Source organism: Acuticoccus kalidii (assembly GCF_021556395.1).
GTDB lineage: Bacteria > Pseudomonadota > Alphaproteobacteria > Rhizobiales > Amorphaceae > Acuticoccus > Acuticoccus kalidii.
Window position 1 is genome coordinate 29,764 of sequence record NZ_JAKGCS010000007.1, and the last position, 14,818, is coordinate 44,581.

Annotated in this window: 13 protein-coding genes; 9 read left to right on the top strand and 4 right to left on the bottom strand. The window is 68.5% G+C overall.

Annotated features, from left to right (window positions below; all coding sequences use genetic code 11):
* Nucleotides 1–80 precede the first annotated feature (80 nt).
* A complete protein-coding gene (locus L1787_RS03775; protein ID WP_235707203.1) occupies nt 81–1,598 on the bottom strand; it encodes a DEAD/DEAH box helicase in 1,518 nt (505 codons plus the stop codon).
* 211 nt (nt 1,599–1,809) lie between these two features.
* On the opposite strand from L1787_RS03775, the gene L1787_RS03780 reads away from it, so the two are divergent.
* Nucleotides 1,810–3,396, top strand: coding sequence for a gamma-glutamyltransferase family protein (locus L1787_RS03780; RefSeq protein ID WP_235707204.1), 1,587 nt, complete (start codon nt 1,810–1,812; stop codon nt 3,394–3,396).
* A 127-nt stretch (nt 3,397–3,523) separates the two neighbouring features.
* Here the strand turns inward: L1787_RS03780 and L1787_RS25925 are convergent, their stop codons facing one another.
* Entirely contained in the window at nt 3,524–4,777 is a 1,254-nt protein-coding gene (locus tag L1787_RS25925) for a S8 family serine peptidase (protein ID WP_235707205.1), read from the bottom strand.
* A gap of 240 nt (nt 4,778–5,017) precedes the next feature.
* Between L1787_RS25925 and L1787_RS03790 the strand changes: the two genes are divergently transcribed.
* The 5 genes from L1787_RS03790 to L1787_RS03810 all read left to right on the top strand — a co-directional run bounded on the left by L1787_RS03790 (nt 5,018) and on the right by L1787_RS03810 (nt 9,243).
* Entirely contained in the window at nt 5,018–5,329 is a 312-nt protein-coding gene (locus L1787_RS03790; protein WP_235707206.1) for a hypothetical protein, read from the top strand.
* 342 nt (nt 5,330–5,671) lie between these two features.
* Nucleotides 5,672–6,199 carry an RNA polymerase sigma factor gene (locus tag L1787_RS03795; RefSeq protein WP_255720242.1) on the top strand — a complete coding sequence of 176 codons (528 nt, stop codon included), beginning with the start codon at nt 5,672–5,674 and terminating at the stop codon, nt 6,197–6,199.
* Complete coding sequence (locus L1787_RS03800) at nt 6,196–6,987, top strand: anti-sigma factor family protein (RefSeq protein ID WP_235707208.1); 792 nt, start codon at nt 6,196–6,198, stop codon at nt 6,985–6,987. The genes L1787_RS03795 and L1787_RS03800 overlap by 4 nt, the downstream gene beginning before the upstream one ends.
* Before the next feature lie 290 nt (nt 6,988–7,277).
* The gene (locus tag L1787_RS03805) at nt 7,278–8,117 is read left to right on the top strand and encodes a FadR/GntR family transcriptional regulator (protein WP_235707209.1); all 840 of its coding nucleotides are present in this window, start codon (nt 7,278–7,280) and stop codon (nt 8,115–8,117) included.
* Nucleotides 8,118–8,127: 10 nt separating this feature from the next.
* Nucleotides 8,128–9,243, top strand: a complete 1,116-nt coding sequence (locus tag L1787_RS03810; protein ID WP_235707210.1) for a M20/M25/M40 family metallo-hydrolase — start codon at nt 8,128–8,130, stop codon at nt 9,241–9,243.
* A gap of 33 nt (nt 9,244–9,276) precedes the next feature.
* On the opposite strand, the gene L1787_RS03815 is transcribed toward L1787_RS03810, so the two are convergent.
* On the bottom strand, nt 9,277–10,527 hold the full coding sequence (locus L1787_RS03815; protein ID WP_235707211.1) for a Zn-dependent hydrolase: 1,251 nt from the start codon (nt 10,525–10,527) through the stop codon (nt 9,277–9,279).
* 265 nt (nt 10,528–10,792) lie between these two features.
* Between L1787_RS03815 and L1787_RS03820 the strand changes: the two genes are divergently transcribed.
* The 3 genes from L1787_RS03820 to L1787_RS03830 all read left to right on the top strand — a co-directional run bounded on the left by L1787_RS03820 (nt 10,793) and on the right by L1787_RS03830 (nt 13,615).
* Nucleotides 10,793–11,740, top strand: coding sequence for a substrate-binding domain-containing protein (locus L1787_RS03820; RefSeq protein WP_500793353.1), 948 nt, complete (start codon nt 10,793–10,795; stop codon nt 11,738–11,740).
* A 120-nt stretch (nt 11,741–11,860) separates the two neighbouring features.
* The gene (locus tag L1787_RS03825; RefSeq protein WP_235707212.1) at nt 11,861–12,868 is read left to right on the top strand and encodes an ABC transporter permease; all 1,008 of its coding nucleotides are present in this window, start codon (nt 11,861–11,863) and stop codon (nt 12,866–12,868) included.
* A 3-nt stretch (nt 12,869–12,871) separates the two neighbouring features.
* Nucleotides 12,872–13,615 carry an ATP-binding cassette domain-containing protein gene (locus tag L1787_RS03830; protein ID WP_235707213.1) on the top strand — a complete coding sequence of 248 codons (744 nt, stop codon included), beginning with the start codon at nt 12,872–12,874 and terminating at the stop codon, nt 13,613–13,615.
* A 10-nt stretch (nt 13,616–13,625) separates the two neighbouring features.
* Here L1787_RS03830 and L1787_RS03835 read toward each other — a convergent pair whose 3' ends face one another.
* Entirely contained in the window at nt 13,626–14,729 is a 1,104-nt protein-coding gene (locus L1787_RS03835) for a mannitol dehydrogenase family protein (RefSeq protein ID WP_235707214.1), read from the bottom strand.
* Nucleotides 14,730–14,818: the final 89 nt, after the last annotated feature.

Here is a 14,818-nt window from a genome sequence, read left to right on the forward strand (position 1 = left end):
CTAAAATCCGCTATCCGCTCGACGGTATGAACAGGCGAAGTGCGGTCTTCCCACGCATTTGCGCGGGAAGACCGTTATCGTCAATCGGCCGAAGCGGTGGACTTCATCGGACGGCGCGGCGTGATCGGCCGGCGCAGGAAGGCGGGGACGTAAGGCGTGTCCTCGAAGGCGACGCGCGGCTCGTCATCATGATCGCGCGAGCCGCGATTGCGACGGCCACCGCCGCCACGGCCTCCTTCATTGGCCGGCTTGGCGTCCTGCTTCGGACGGTGGCGCGGGGCCGGAACATCGGCGGGCGCGGCCTCTTCGGCCTTCGCCTCCTGTACGGGGCGCTCGTCCTTCGTGGGCCGCTCGTCTTTTGCGGGCCGTTCGTCCTTGGCGGGCTTGGCGTCCTTCGCCTCGGCGGCGCGTTCACCCCGGCTGCTCGACCGGCGCGGCTTCTTCGCTTCGGCGGGGGCGGCTGCTTCGGTCTCGGCGCCGGGCTCTTCGAGCCAGGTCACGTCACGCTTCAGCATCGCCTCGATCGCGGCGGTGAGCTTCTTGTCCTCGCTGGTCGCGATCGTGAACGCCTTGCCCGAGCGGCCGGCACGGCCGGTGCGGCCGATGCGGTGCACATAGTCTTCCGCATTGTGCGGCACGTCGTAGTTGAAGACGTGACTCACCTTCGGAATGTCGAGGCCACGGGCCGCGACGTCGGAGGCGACGAGCAGGGTCAGCTTGTTGTTCTTGAAGGCGTCGAGCGTCGCCATCCGGGTGCGCTGGTCCATGTCGCCATGGAGCGCGCCGACGGAGAAGCCGTGCCGCTCGAGCGAGCGGAACAGCGTTCCGATATCGCGCTTGCGGTTGCAGAAGATGATGCCGTTGGTCAGCTCGTCCTCGCCCTTCAGGAGGTCGCGGAGCGTCGCCCGCTTGTCCTTCGGGGTGGAGCCGGAGCGGACGAAGCGTTGCAGCACCGTCTCTGCGGCGGAGGAGGGCGGGGAGACCTCGACCCGCACGGGATTGTGCAGGAAGCGGTCGACCAGCGACTGGATCTCCTTCGGCATCGTGGCGGAGAAGAACAAGGTCTGCCGGGTGATCGGCAGGAGCTTGCAGATCCGCTCGATGTCGGGAATGAAGCCCATGTCCAGCATCCGGTCCGCCTCGTCGATGACCAGGATCTCGATCTGCTGGAGGAGGAGCTTGCCGCGCTCGAGATGATCGAGAAGGCGGCCGGGCGTCGCGATCACCACGTCGGCGCCGCGATCGACCTTGCGGCTCTGCTCCTCGAAGGAGACGCCGCCGATGAGGAGGGCGACGGTCAGCTTGTGGTTGACGCCGTATTTCTCGAAGCTTTCCGCGACCTGGGCGGCGAGCTCGCGCGTCGGCTCCAGAATGAGCGTGCGCGGCATCCGCGCCCTGGCGCGTCCCCGTTCGAGGAGGGAGAGCATGGGCAGGACGAACGAGGCCGTCTTCCCCGTTCCTGTTTGTGCAAGCCCCAGCACATCGCGCTTAGCCAGCGCGTGCGGGATCGCCGCCGCCTGAATGGGCGTTGGCTGCGTGTATCCCGCAGCCTCTACGGCGGACAGCACTTTCGTGCTGAGGCCGAGTTCGTTGAACATCGGATCCGAAATGGCGAAGGTGTCTCTTGGTTGGCATAACGGTACGCCACGGCGGAACCATTATGCGAATGCCGTTTGGCTCCATCGAGCCATCACCAGTCTAGCTATAGGGGAAAATCCCGTTGTCAATGTGTGTCCCTGGTCAAATGTGCCACCGCCCGGCGCATTATCTGGCAGTGTTGCCAAAGTATAATAGTGGAGCGCACCTCGGATGAATTTCGACGAGCGCACGCGCTACCCCTCCGCCCGGTCCACGAATTTCGGTCGCAACGCCGTCGCCGCCTCCGAACCGCTGGCCGCGTCCTCCGGTCTCGAGATGCTGCGAAAGGGCGGAAACGCTGTCGATGCAGCCATCGCGACGGCCGCGTGCCTGACCGTCACCGAACCGACGAGCAACGGCATCGGCTCCGATGCATTCGCGCTGATTTGGGACGGAACGAAGGTTCAGGGGCTGAATGCGAGCGGCCGCGCGCCCGCCGCATGGACGCCGGAGCGCTTCAAGGGCATGACAGACATGCCGCCGCGCGGATGGGACACGGTGACGATCCCCGGCGCGGTGTCCGCTTGGCGTGCGCTGTCCGACCGCTATGGCAAGCTCCCCTTCGCAGACCTTCTCGCCCCGGCGATTCGCTATGCCCGCGAGGGTTATGGCGTCGGCCCGGTAACGTCCGCCTCCTGGGCGCGTCAGGCGCCGGTTCTCGCCGAGCGGCCGGGATCGGCTTCGGTGTTCCTGCCGAACGGTCGCCCGCCGAAGACCGGTGAGGTCTTCAAGTTCACCAGCGCGGCCGAGGGCCTCACGCTGATCGCCGAGACCAAGGGTGACGCGTTCTATACCGGCGCCATCGCCGAAGAGATCGTGCGGGCGTCCCAGGCCGATGGCGGCGCGCACACGATGGAAGACTTCGCCGCCCACAAAGTCGACTGGGTCACGCCGATCTCGACCTCCGCCCACGGCGTCGAAATCCACCAGATCCCGCCGAACGGGCAGGGCATCGCCGCCCTCATCGCGCTCGGCCTGATGGACCGTCTCGATCTCGGCGACGATCCGGACAGCGTGCGCTCGATCCATTTGCAGATCGAGGCGGTGAAGTTCGCGCTCGCCGACCTCTATGCCCATGTCGGCGACCTCGACCATATGCGCGTGACGCCGGCCGAGCTTCTCGATCCGGCCTATCTCGACGAGCGGGCGAAGCTGATCTCGGCCGACAAGGTGCAGGCGCCGGAAACCGGCAAGCCGCTCTCCGGCGGAACGGTGTTCCTCACGACTGCGGACGAGAGCGGGATGATGGTCTCGTTCATCCAGTCGAATTATGAGGGGTTCGGCTCCGGCTGCGTCGTTCCGAAATACGGGATCAGCCTGCAAAATCGCGGCATGGCCTTCTCGCTCGATCCGGCGAGCCCCAACGTCGTCGCGCCGGGCAAGCGGCCGTTCCACACGATCATTCCGGGCTTCGTCACCAAGGGGGGCGAGGCGCTGATGGCGTTCGGCGTGATGGGCGGGCCGATCCAGGCGCAGGCCCATGCCCAGGTCGTCACCCGCATGGCCCGCTTCGGCCAGGGCGTGCAGACGGCGATCGACGCGCCGCGCTTCCGCGTTCTGGACGGGGTGAGCATCGCGGTGGAGCCGCATTTCCCGCAAGCGACGCTCGACGGATTGCGCGCCCTTGGCCATCACCTCGAAATGGATGCGCCGGGCGTCGCTTTCGGCTTCGGCGGCGCGCAGGCGATCATGCGCTGGGGCGAGGTCTATGCCGCCGGCTCCGATCCGCGCAAAGACGGGCACGCCGTCGTCTTCTGAAACCTGGCCGGGCGGTGCGCCGCCCGGCTCCTTTCCCACTGGGCGGCACGCCGCCCGGCGCCAGATCTGAGGGCGGCACGCCGCCCGGCGCCAGGTCTCAGGGGCGGCACGCCGCCCGGCGCCAAACCTATTGAGCGGTCGCCGTGGTGATCGGCTTTGCCGGGCAGAGGCCCGCCGCATTGATGAGACCCCACCCATAGACCGGATCGCGTCCCGGATCGCCGAGATCGGTGCTCGCCGCGCGCAGGGCCTCGATGGCGGCGCCGCGCGTCTCTTCCGTCTCGAGCGCGAGCGCGAGGGCGGCGCTGACGAACGGTGCGGCGAAGGAGGTGCCGGTCTTCGGCTTCGCGCCGCGGACGGAGGCGGCCGTCCAGATGCCGACTCCGGGGGCGGAGAAGTCCACATGATCGCCACGCACCGAACGGCGATAGACGCGCCCGTTCTCGTCCACCGCCGTCACCGCGACGACGCTCTCATAGGCCGCCGGATAACGCGGCGGGGCGGAGGGGCCGTCATTGCCGACCGCCGCAACGGCAACGATCCCCGCCGCGTCGACCGCCGCGACGGCCTTTTTCAGAAGAGCGTTGTCCGGTCCGGCGAGGCTGAGATTGAGGACGTCGGGATCGGCGCCGACAATGAGGTCGATCGCGCTGATGAGACGGTAGGCGTCGGAGTGGGTGCGCCCATAAGTGTCCTCCTCGAAGGCGTCGATGGCGACGAGCTTCGCGCGCGGCAACAGCCCCTTTACCCGCTCGTCGCCCGAGCCGACGAGGATCGCCGCGACCGCCGTCCCGTGGCTGCGCTTCGACACCTGCGGCTTGGCACCCGGTAATGTGAGGAGGGTGACGTCCGCGCCGGCGAGCGTTTCGTGCTCCGGGTTGATCCCGGTGTCGACGATGCCGAGCGTCAACCCGCTGCCGCATTCGGCGGACGGATCGGCCGCGACGGGCCACGCGACGAGAGAGATCGCCGCGCAGCCGACCCCCTCGCACGGCGCCTCTTCGCTGGGCGTATAGATCGCGTTGACGTCGATCAGCGCGTCCGGCGAGACCGCGAGGATGGCGTTTCGCGCATCCTCCAGCGCGACTCCGCTCGGGACGGATAGCCTGATGATATCGCCGTTCAGAAGCGCGATCGGTGTGCGTTCGATGACGCCATAACCCGTGCCGGCGAGCGTGCCGACCGCCGCGTCGTCGAGGCCGACGGCGATGATCTCCGCCTCCCGCGCCTCGGGCAGTGGCGGGATCGCCGGGGCGGATGGCTGAGCCGATCGTTCCGGCCGGGAGCTGCGCTGCGCGCTCCGCTGACGGGTGGGGGCGGGGCGGGTCTCGCGGGTCTGACGCGCGCGGGTGGGCGGCGCCGGCTCGCGGGTTTCGGTCACCGTGGGGCGGCTCGGAAAGACGATGATGCGGTCGTTTCGCCCGCCGCCGACATAGCCGCCGCCAAAGCCCCCGCCGGAGCCGGCGCTGTTGTCGCTCCGGCCCGGGCCATCGGTGCCCTCGTTGCCGCCAGTGTTACCTCCGGTGTTGCCGCCAACGCCGCCGCCAGTGTTGCCGCCACCGCCGGTGTCGTTGTCGGATCCCGTGCCGCCGTCATTGTCGGAGCCGCCATCGCCGTCACCATGGGAGCCGCCGTCGCCGCGGCCATCATCGCCACCACCGCGATCGTCGCCCTTGCCGGCGCCGTCATCACCGTTGCCGCCGTCACCGTCATGGCCGCCGTGGCCCGTGTGATTACCATTGGTTCCATGGCCGCTATGACCGAGTTGAGCACCGACGCCGATCTGACCGCCGAGGCCGCCTTGACCGCCCACGGCGCCCTGACCGTCGGCGTTACCCTGCGCGCCGACGCCGGCTTGCCCGCTGACGCCGCCCTGCGCGCCTGCGTTTCCCTGCGCGCCTGCGTTCCCTTGCGCACCGGCATTCCCTTGTGAGCCGGAGTTCCCCTGTGAGCCGGAGTTCCCCTGTGAGCCGGAGTTCCCTTGTGAGCCGGCGCTGCCTTGACTGCCCTCGCCGCCGCGACCTCCACCGAAGGCGTTCGCGTCCGTGACGAAGGGCGGGGCGAAGGCGAGAGCCATCCATCCCACCGTAAGCAGCGCGGGCAGTGCACCGCGTCGCGTCCAACCGAATTGCCTCATGACGCGTTTCCCCCGGCTCGGGCTTCTGTGAAGAAAAATCCAGCCTTCAACGTTGGGCCCTTCCGTATATTCCAATAAGACTGCATTCAGTCGGATCCAGATCACCGCGGAGGCCCTGTGACCATCGATCGCGAGCGAATGGGTCCGATGTTGATCGCATCGCTTCCGACCTTGCGACGCTTTGCGTTGTCGCTCGCGCGACAGTCGGATATCGCCGACGATCTCGTCCAGGCCGCATGCGAACGGGCACTCCTCAACGCTTCGAGCTTCGAGCATGGAACGCGGTTCGAAGCATGGATGTTTCGCATCGTACGCAATCTGTGGATCGATCGCATCCGCCGATCGAAGACGCAGAGCGCCGTGCCGGTCGAGGACGGGCAGAACGTGGTGGGCGAGGACGGCGAGGCGCTGGCGATCGCGCGGCTCGAATTGTCCGATACCGCCGCCGCCATCTTGGAGCTTCCCGAGGAGCAGCGGGAAGTGGTGATGCTCGTGTGCGTCGAGGATCTCTCTTATGCGGAGGCCGCGTCCGTGATCGGCGCGCCGATCGGCACGGTGATGAGCCGCCTCGCGCGGGCGCGCACCCGGCTTGCAGCCCTTCTGCGGGACAGCGGAATAAACGCCACGCCGAGGCGTTCAGCGTCCAAAGGGAAACGCAAAGCATGACTGTCGCGAACGACACGCCGGACGAACTGCTGATGGCTTACGCCGACGGCGAAGCGTCGGTGGACGAGGCGGCGCGTGTCGAGGCCGCGGTCGAGCGGGACGCGGCCCTCGCCGACCGTCTCGCGATGTTCATGGAGACACGCGGCCTTGCCGATGCGTTCCCCTTGGGGCCGGTCCCGGCGGATCTGAGGACGAACGTCGAGGCGATGATCGCGGGCGGGGCGGGACAGTCGCCGGACGGCGCCGGGCCCGCAGACCGCGCGGCGCCGGCGGAAAATGTCGTGCCGCTGCGTCCGCAGGCCGGGCGGCCGAAGATGCCGCACTGGGCGATGGCCGTGGCGGCGTCGGTCCTCGGGCTCGCGATCGGTATCGGCGCGTTCTTCGCCACCGGCGAGATGGCCGGACGGGAGAGCGCCGACGCGACGACACCCGCGACATCGGGCGTTGCACGGCTCGCCGCGCTCCCCCTGGCGCAGGCGATGGCAATTCCCTCCGGCGATGAGCAAGAGATCGCCGGACAGCGCGTGCGGACGATCTCCACCTTTCGGAACGGCGCGGGGGCACTCTGCCGCGAGTTCGAGGCGGCGGCGGCCGATCTCGTGACCGGCGTCGCTTGCCACGCGAACGGGGCATGGTCGGTCGATTTCGCGCTCGCCGAACCCCTCCCGAGCGATGACTATGTTCCGGCCTCGGGGACCGAGCTTCTCGACGCCTATCTCGCGACGATCGAGGCCGGTCCGCCGCTCGATCCGTCGGAAGAGGGCGAGGCGCTCGGCAAAGCCGACTGATCCGGCGGGCCGGCGAAGCGCGCCCGGAAAGCGTTCGAGAGGATCGCCGGTCGGACGGTTCCGGTTTGGTGCCGGCGCGAAGAATTTTCTACCGATAATTGAGCTGGTTTCGGAAGATTTGAGCGGCGATTGGTTGTGATCCGGCTTGTGCCGGTTGAAACCCGGCCCCATAACGGCGTCGTGATGGGACAAGGTCCGACGCGGCGTATCCGTTTGCCTCAAACGCTGCGTCGAGGAGGGAGTGGCACCCGTCTCGGTAATGAGCCGGCGGGCGATGGCGAGAGGCGCGGATGACCGAGGTCGAGCTAGAGCGGCACAATCCTGCGAACCCGTCGACCACGTTTCCCGCCGTTTCCGGAGCCGAGACCTATTACGAAGATGCGCTCGCCGCACTCGGCGATTCCGTCGCCGCGCGTCGCCTCGTCGAGGAAGCACGGCCGCGTTATCTCGTCGAGAAGGTCGAGGAGGCGTGTGGCCGCCTCATCGTGGGCAAGCGTCTGATGCCGGGCGATATCGTCGTCCCGGAGGGGTTGCCGGAGGAGATCGCCAGCGTCAGCCGCCCGATTTGGCGTGAGGCGATGCAGCAGCTCACCGTGCGCGGCCTGGTGCGGGCGATCAAGCGCAAGGGCACGGTCGTGACCGAGGCCGAACGCTGGAACGTCCTCGATCCGAAGGTTTTGCGCTGGCACAACCAGATGGGAACCTCTCACGAGATCGCGCGGGATCTGCGCGAATTCCGTCTGATGGTCGAGCCGACAGCGGCCGCCTTCGCCGCCGAGCGGGCGAGCGCGCAAGACATTGCCGAGCTCGAAGAGGCGCTCGCCTCCCTCGATTCCTATGTCGCCGGTACGAGCGACGATCTCGTTGCCGCCCTCATGCTTCATGTCACGATCCTGCGCGCGAGCGGCAATCGGATGCTCGCCCGCCTCGCGCCGCTCATGGTGCAGGTGCTGTGCGGGATCTATCGGCCGATCACGTTGCCGATCGACCGCACGCTGATCGGCGAGATCAGCAAGGCGCACCACCCGCTCGTGCGTGCGATCGCCGAACGGGACAGCGAAGCGGCGCGGCTTGCGATGCTGATGGTGATCGAACGCGGCCAACATCTTTTGTGCTCGCCAAAAGGGTGATCGAGGCGGGATGCCGTTCCATGCACTCTCCGTCGACGCAGAGCGTCTGAGCGCCCTTCATGACGGGCTCGCCCGCTTCCGTGCGGGTCCGCCAAGCGAGGGCGGTGCCCGGACCGTTGACGGTGACGCCGCCATCGCGGCCCGCCGCTGGTTCGCCGACGAGATGCGGCGCGACGGGCTCGCGGTCCACACGGATGCGGCCGGGACCGTGTTCGGCCGGCTCGGCCCGCCCGACGGCGCCTCGGTGATGATCGGCGCGCGCCTCGATGCCGGTGACGGAGCGCTCGGCTGTGCCGTCGGCCTCGAATGCGTCCGCGCGCTGCGGGCGGCCGGACGCATGCCGCGTCATCCGATCGACGTGGTGGCGACCACCGGCGCGCGTTGCGGACAGGGAAACGCCGGCGACGGTCCGGCCGGGTTAGAGACCGACGAGACAGCGCGACGGCGTGACGAGGCGATCCGCGCGTTCGTCGAGATCCACGCCGAAGCGGGGCCGGCGCTCGGCCACAGCACTGCGTCGGTCGGTGTCGTGCAGTCGCTGGCGGGGCGTTGCGCGGTCGAGGTGATGCTGTCCGGCCGTGCCGATCCGGCCGGAACGACGCCGATGGCGATGCGGGCCGACGCCTTTGTCGGCCTCGCCGAGATCGGCGGCGCGCTCCGAACGATCGCCGAGCGGGTCGGGACCGAAGAGGCGCGGATCACGATCGGCCGGGTCGAGCTTGCGCCGAATGTGCCGGATGCGATCGTCGGCGATGCGACCTTCACCGTCCTCGTCCAAGACGTGACCCCGCGGGCGATGCTTGCGATGCGTGCCGAGATCGGCGCGGAGATCGCCCGCGCAGCGGTGCGCCATGGGCTGACATCGCGGATCGTGACGCGAGGGTGGGCCGAACCTCTGACGCTCGACAAGGCGCTGGCCGCGCGCCTCCTCGCCGAGGCGAGCACGCTCGGGATCGACGCGCGTGCGATGGTCTCCGGCGCCGCCCACGACGCGCGTTTCATGGCGGCGGTCGCGCCGACAGGCGTGATCGCGATCCCGAGCCGCGAGCGGTTCGCGCAAGGGGCGGACATCCGTCCCGGCGCGACGCTCGCCCTCAACGGGCTCGCCGCGCTCGCGGAGGCGTAGGTCGGCCTCACGCCGCCGGGCGACGGGCTGCGGTCAGGCGCCGAGGGGACTGTCCGCGCTCGCGAGTTCGAGCACGGTCGCGAGGAGGACGTTCGCGCCGGCCTCGATCTCGTCCGGCGCGGTGTACTCGTTGATATTGTGGCTGAGCCCGTTCCGCGACGGAACGAAGATCATCGCCGTCGGGCAGATCGGGGCGAACATCTGCGCGTCGTGCCCCGCGCCGGAGGGCATCCGCTTGACGCCGAGCCCGAACGCTTCGGCATGGAAGGCGACGCGGTCGACGAGGCGCGGATCGAAGGCCACCGGCTCGAAGCGGGCGAGGGAGCGGGCGGCCATCGCGCAGCCTTCGCGCTCGACCGCCGCCTGGGCGCCTTCGTGAAGTCGGCGCTCGGCGCGGCGCAGCGCGTTCTCATCGGTATGGCGAAGGTCCACCGTCAGCGTCGCCGTCTCCGGCACGACGTTGACGAGGCCGGGCTCGACCGCGAAAGCGCCGACGGTCGCGACCTGGGGCGGGCCCGCCTCGCGCGCGATCTCTCGGGCGAGGACGGCGATCTCGGCCGCGACGAAGCCGGCATCGTGCCGCATCGCCATCGGCGTCGTGCCGGCATGATTGGAGACGCCTTCGATCGTGAACTCGGTCCACGAGATCCCCTGAACGCCCGTCACCGCGCCGATCGCGATGCCTTCCTTTTCGAGAACCGGGCCCTGCTCGATATGAAGTTCCAGGAAAGCCGCCGGCTTCATCGCGCCGACGGGAAGGTCGCCGCGATAGCCGATCCGGTCGAGCTCCTCGCCGAGGCGGGCGCCGTCGATCCCTTTGACGCGCAGCATGTCCTCGAGCGGGAGGGCGCCGGTCTGTGTGCCCGAACCCATCATGTCGGGTGCGAACCGGGCGCCTTCCTCGTTGGTGAAGGCGGCGACGGCGATCGGGTGATGCGTCTCGATCCCGGCATCGTTCAAGGTGGCGACCACTTCGAGGCCGGCGAGGACGCCGAGCGCGCCGTCATAAAGGCCGCCGGTCGCAACGGTGTCGATATGGGAGCCGAGGAGGATCGGCGGCGCGGCGCTCGTGCCGGCGCGCGTGCCGATGATGTTGCCGATCACGTCGACTTCGACGGTGAGGCCAAGCTCGCGCATCCACGAGACGAGCCTGTCGCGGCCCGCTTTGTCGGCGTCGGTGAGGGCGAGACGCTTCACGCCGCCGCCATCCAAGGCCCCGATCTCGCCGAGTGCGGCAAGGCGCGACGTCAGCCGCCGCCCATCGATCCTGAGATTGGCGCTCATCATGGTCTCCTTCGTCTTCCGCCGAGGCCGTTAGCATGGTTTCGCGCCCGCTGGCATCGCCGCCGGCCGAGACGGATCAGACGCAGAGATACGAATCGGCCTTCCGGCCCGCGTTTGGCGCCGCCGACCGAGGGAATCGCCCGGCAATCCGCACCTTTTGGCTTGACGTGCGAAGCGGTCAGTTGAAACACTCGTGGTTGAAACAAGAGCGCCGGCGGCCCGCGGCCAACGCGGGGTCATGATCCGGCGCCAGGGAGGAAACGCCGTGAACATCAAGAAATCCGCCCGTCGATTCGCGCCCCTCGTCATCGGCGCGAGCCTTCTCGCCGGCCCTGCGATGGCGCAGGATCTCACCATCGCGACGTCGGTGCCGAGCCTCGGCTTTCCGTTCTTCGTCCACATGGAGAACGAGTTGAACGCCGAAGCTGAAAAGCTCGGCGACATCGAGGTCCTCAACTATGACGGCCAGAATTCCTCGCCCAAGCAGACGGGGGACATGGAAGCCGCCATCATTCGCGGCGTCGACGGGGTGGTGATCTCACCGCTCGACAGTGTCGCCATGGCACCGGCCGTGCGGCAGGTGGTGGAGGCCGGCATTCCCGTCGTCACGATCGACCGGCGGGTCGACGGGGTCGAGGGGATCCTCTCCCATGTCGGCGCCGACAACGTGAAGGGCGGCGAGGCGCAGGGCGAGTTGATCATGAAGCTGTTCCCGGACGGGGCGCGCATCATCAACCTCCAGGGCCAGCCGGGCGCGAGCCCCGCGATCGATCGCAACAAAGGCCTGCACAACGTCCTCGACAAAGTGAGTGACAAATACGAGTTCGTCGCCGAGCAGACGGCGAACTTCGCCCGCGAAGAAGGCGCGTCCGTCACCGAGGGCATTCTCGGCGGTCTCGACACCCCGCCCGACGTGATCGTCGCCGCGAACGACGATATGGCGCTCGGCGCGATGCAGGTCGCCCAGGAGCGCGGCATCGACGCCGCCATCATCGGCTTCGACGCGCTGCCCGAGGCCCTCGCCGCGATCCGCGCCGGCACGCTGACGGCGACGATCGAGCAGATGCCCGGCGGTCAGAGCCGCAAGGCGATGGACACCATCGTCGCCTATCTGCGGGACGGGACGGAGCCGGAAAAGCTCGTCCTTCTCACCCCGATCGCCATCACCAAGGACAATCTCGACAAGGCCGAGCGCCTCGGCGAGATCGACTGAACGCCGCCGCGCGGACCCTCGTGCGCCCGCAAAGGCGAGCCGCTTCCGCGGGCCGGTCCATGACACTTCGGCGCACCGCTCTCCGTCGCGGGAGCGGTGCCTTTCATGTTCGAGGACTTGATGACGACGCGTGAACTCGGCCGGCCGAGCATCGACTATGTCGGCCTGTTGGCGCGCTTTGCCGCGCCGCTTTTCCTGCTCTTCCTGGTGGTGCTGTTCGCGGTCCTGGAGCCGCGCTTTCTGCATCCCTTGAACCTCATGAACATCCTGCGTCAGGTCTCAATCATGGGCCTCGTCGCGGTCGGGATGACGTTCGTGATCCTGACCGCGGGGATCGACCTTTCGGTCGGCTCCGTGGTGGCGCTCGCCGGGCTCGTCGGGGCCTATGTCGCAAAAGGCGGGCTCGACGATCGCTTCGCGGTCGGCGCGGCGGCGGCGGCGGGCAACCCGGTGATCCTTGCGGTGCTCGCGGCGGTGGCGGTCGGCGCGGCGTGCGGTGCGATGCAGGGGGCGGCGATCACGCGGCTGAGAGTGCCGCCCTTCGTCGTCACGCTCGGCGGCCTCACCGCCTTTCGCGGGCTCGCCTTGATCTTCTCCGGCGGCGGGCCGATCAGCGGCTTCTCTCCGGCCTTCGTGTGGTGGGGGCAGGGGCGCATCTACGGCGTTCCGGTGCCGGTCATCGTGTTCGCGCTCGTCGCGGCGGTTGCGCACATCGTGCTGCGTTATACCCGCTTCGGGCTGTGGATCTACGCGACCGGCGGCAACAGCGCCGCCTCCGAGCTCAACGGGGTACCGATCCGCCGGGCGACCTTCTCGGCCTATGTGATCGTCGGGCTCCTGTCGGGACTTGCCGGCTTCATCCTCTCGGCCCGGCTCAATTCGGCCGAGGCGGTCGCCGGTCTGCAATTGGAGCTCGACGTCATCGCCGCCGTCGTCATCGGCGGCACGTCGCTGTTCGGCGGGATCGGGTCGATCTTCGGCACGGTCGTCGGCGTCGTGTTGATCGGGGTGTTGCGCAACGGGCTCGTTCTCATGAACGTGTCGTCCTTCGTGCAGCAGATCCTGATCGGCCTCATCCTCGTGCTCGCGGTGGCGGTCGACCAGCGCGCGGCGTTGCGTCGGAGCTGAGCGATGGCACCGGTTCTCGAACTCGAAGGCATCACCAAGCGGTTCGGCGCGATCGAGGCGATCCGCGGCATCGACTTCGCGGTCGAGCCCGGCGAGGTCGTCGGCCTGATGGGGGACAACGGGGCGGGCAAGTCGACCCTTTGCCGGATCATCGCCGGCACCTTCGCGCCGACGACGGGGACGCTCCGCCTCAACGGCCACGAGGTCCATTTTCGCCGCCCCTCCGACGCACGGGAGGAGGGGGTGGAGATGGTCCATCAGGATCTCGCTTTGTGCGACAATCTCACCGCCGCGCTCAACGTTTTCCTGGGGCGCGAGATCACCTTCGGGTTCGGCCCGTTCCGTTTTCTCGACCGGGGGAAGATGCAGGCGCGGGCGGGCGAACTCTTCGCGGAGCTGAAGTCCGAGACGCGGCCCGGCGAACTCGTGAAGCGCATGTCGGGCGGCCAGCGTCAGGCCGTCGCGATCGCCCGCACGCGGCTGTCGGAGCCGAAGGTGGTGCTCCTCGACGAGCCGACCGCCGCGATCAGCGTGCGCCAGGTCGCCGAGGTGCTGGAGTTGATCCGCCGCCTGCGGGATGCGGGGATCGCGGTGATCCTGATCAGCCACCGCGCCCCGGACGTCTTCGCCGTATGCGACCGCGTCGCCGTATTGCGGCGCGGCGAGAAGGTGGCCGACAAGCCGGTCGGGGCGACCTCGCCGGAGGAGGTGACGGGCCTCATCACCGGCGCGATCGAATACGCCTGAGAGGCGCGCCTCAGGCGGCGCGGTCGATGATCGCGCCGACACGGGGCATCGGCAGCGCCTCCGGTCCGACCCACTCGCGGAAGGCCTTCATGCGCCGCATCACCTTCTGGCGGTGATTTTGGGCGATGTCGGCGAGGCGGTGATCGAGGAAGGGATTTTCCATCCGCTCCAGCGTCGTCGCGAGATAGGCGCGCGCCTCCTCGCCCATCCCCTTTGCCGCGAAACCGGGCAGGATCTCCTCGGCAAACAGCGCATCGAGCGCCGCCCGGTCCGGTCCGGCGACGATCTCGCGCACGACCTCCGCCTCCGGCGCCCCGCGCTGGCGCCAGAGATCGACGAGCGCGCTGTGGCCGAGATTGAGGATATAGAGCTTCAGCCGTTCATAGGGCTTCAGATCGTCGACCAATTTGACGTCCGAGTGGAGGCAGGGCGCCACGAGGCCGGGCGTCTTCTCGATCGCCCAGAGCGCATAGGGCTCCGCCACCGCGCCCGCAGGCTCGAGCGGCTCCGAAACGATTCGATCGACGAGACTGTTGACCCAGATGCAGCCCTCCAGAAAGGCGAGAAGCCCATCATCGGCCCGGTTCGCCGCCGCGATCTCCATGATGCGCGCCTTCAGGACCGCGCCGTTGTTGGAAATGAGCTCGGTCGGCATGATGGTGACGGGGGCGCCGCCGGTGCGATGGCGCGCGGCGAGGACGTGGAAGAGCTTTGCCGGATAGCTCATCGCCTGGGCGGGTTCGGGCGCCTCGTCGTCCGGCTTCGGCTCGAAGCCGGCATCGCCGGTGTTGGAGAGGATGATTTGCGCCTCTTCGCTGGCGATGCGGACGATCTCGTCCCAATCGGTCGCGGTGGAGAGGGCGCGCGTCACGCTGTCGACGCGCCGTGTTTCGTCGACCACCGCACCATCGGAGAGGCCGCGAATGCGCACCTCATAACCACCCTCCCGCGTGAGGCCGGCGAGACGGTGCGCGCGGGCCGCGTCGCCGGACGATTGAACGACCGTCACGCGCCTCGGCTCATTCGCTTCGCAGAAGAAGAGGTCGGCGTGGGCCTGGAGAAAGCGGCTGGTGCCGAATTGCAGGATCGGCGTCGCGTTGGGATGGGTGGACAAGGCGTTCCTCTCTCGTGTTTGCGGCGGACATTATCGATAAGGCGACGAGGCGGGAAGAGCCGATCGCCGCGGCTCATGCGGCGCGGCGG

Coding starts and splice junctions, on each gene's coding strand:
- L1787_RS03790 (WP_235707206.1), top strand. CDS start 5,018: ATGGGAGCCGCCGTCGCCGCGGCCATCATCGCCACCACCGCGATCGTC.
- L1787_RS03775 (WP_235707203.1), bottom strand. CDS start 1,598: ATGTTCAACGAACTCGGCCTCAGCACGAAAGTGCTGTCCGCCGTAGAG.
- L1787_RS03780 (WP_235707204.1), top strand. CDS start 1,810: ATGAATTTCGACGAGCGCACGCGCTACCCCTCCGCCCGGTCCACGAAT.
- L1787_RS03830 (WP_235707213.1), top strand. CDS start 12,872: ATGGCACCGGTTCTCGAACTCGAAGGCATCACCAAGCGGTTCGGCGCG.
- L1787_RS03815 (WP_235707211.1), bottom strand. CDS start 10,527: ATGAGCGCCAATCTCAGGATCGATGGGCGGCGGCTGACGTCGCGCCTT.
- L1787_RS03800 (WP_235707208.1), top strand. CDS start 6,196: ATGACTGTCGCGAACGACACGCCGGACGAACTGCTGATGGCTTACGCC.
- L1787_RS03795 (WP_255720242.1), top strand. CDS start 5,672: ATGGGTCCGATGTTGATCGCATCGCTTCCGACCTTGCGACGCTTTGCG.
- L1787_RS03805 (WP_235707209.1), top strand. CDS start 7,278: ATGACCGAGGTCGAGCTAGAGCGGCACAATCCTGCGAACCCGTCGACC.
- L1787_RS03810 (WP_235707210.1), top strand. CDS start 8,128: ATGCCGTTCCATGCACTCTCCGTCGACGCAGAGCGTCTGAGCGCCCTT.
- L1787_RS03825 (WP_235707212.1), top strand. CDS start 11,861: ATGACGACGCGTGAACTCGGCCGGCCGAGCATCGACTATGTCGGCCTG.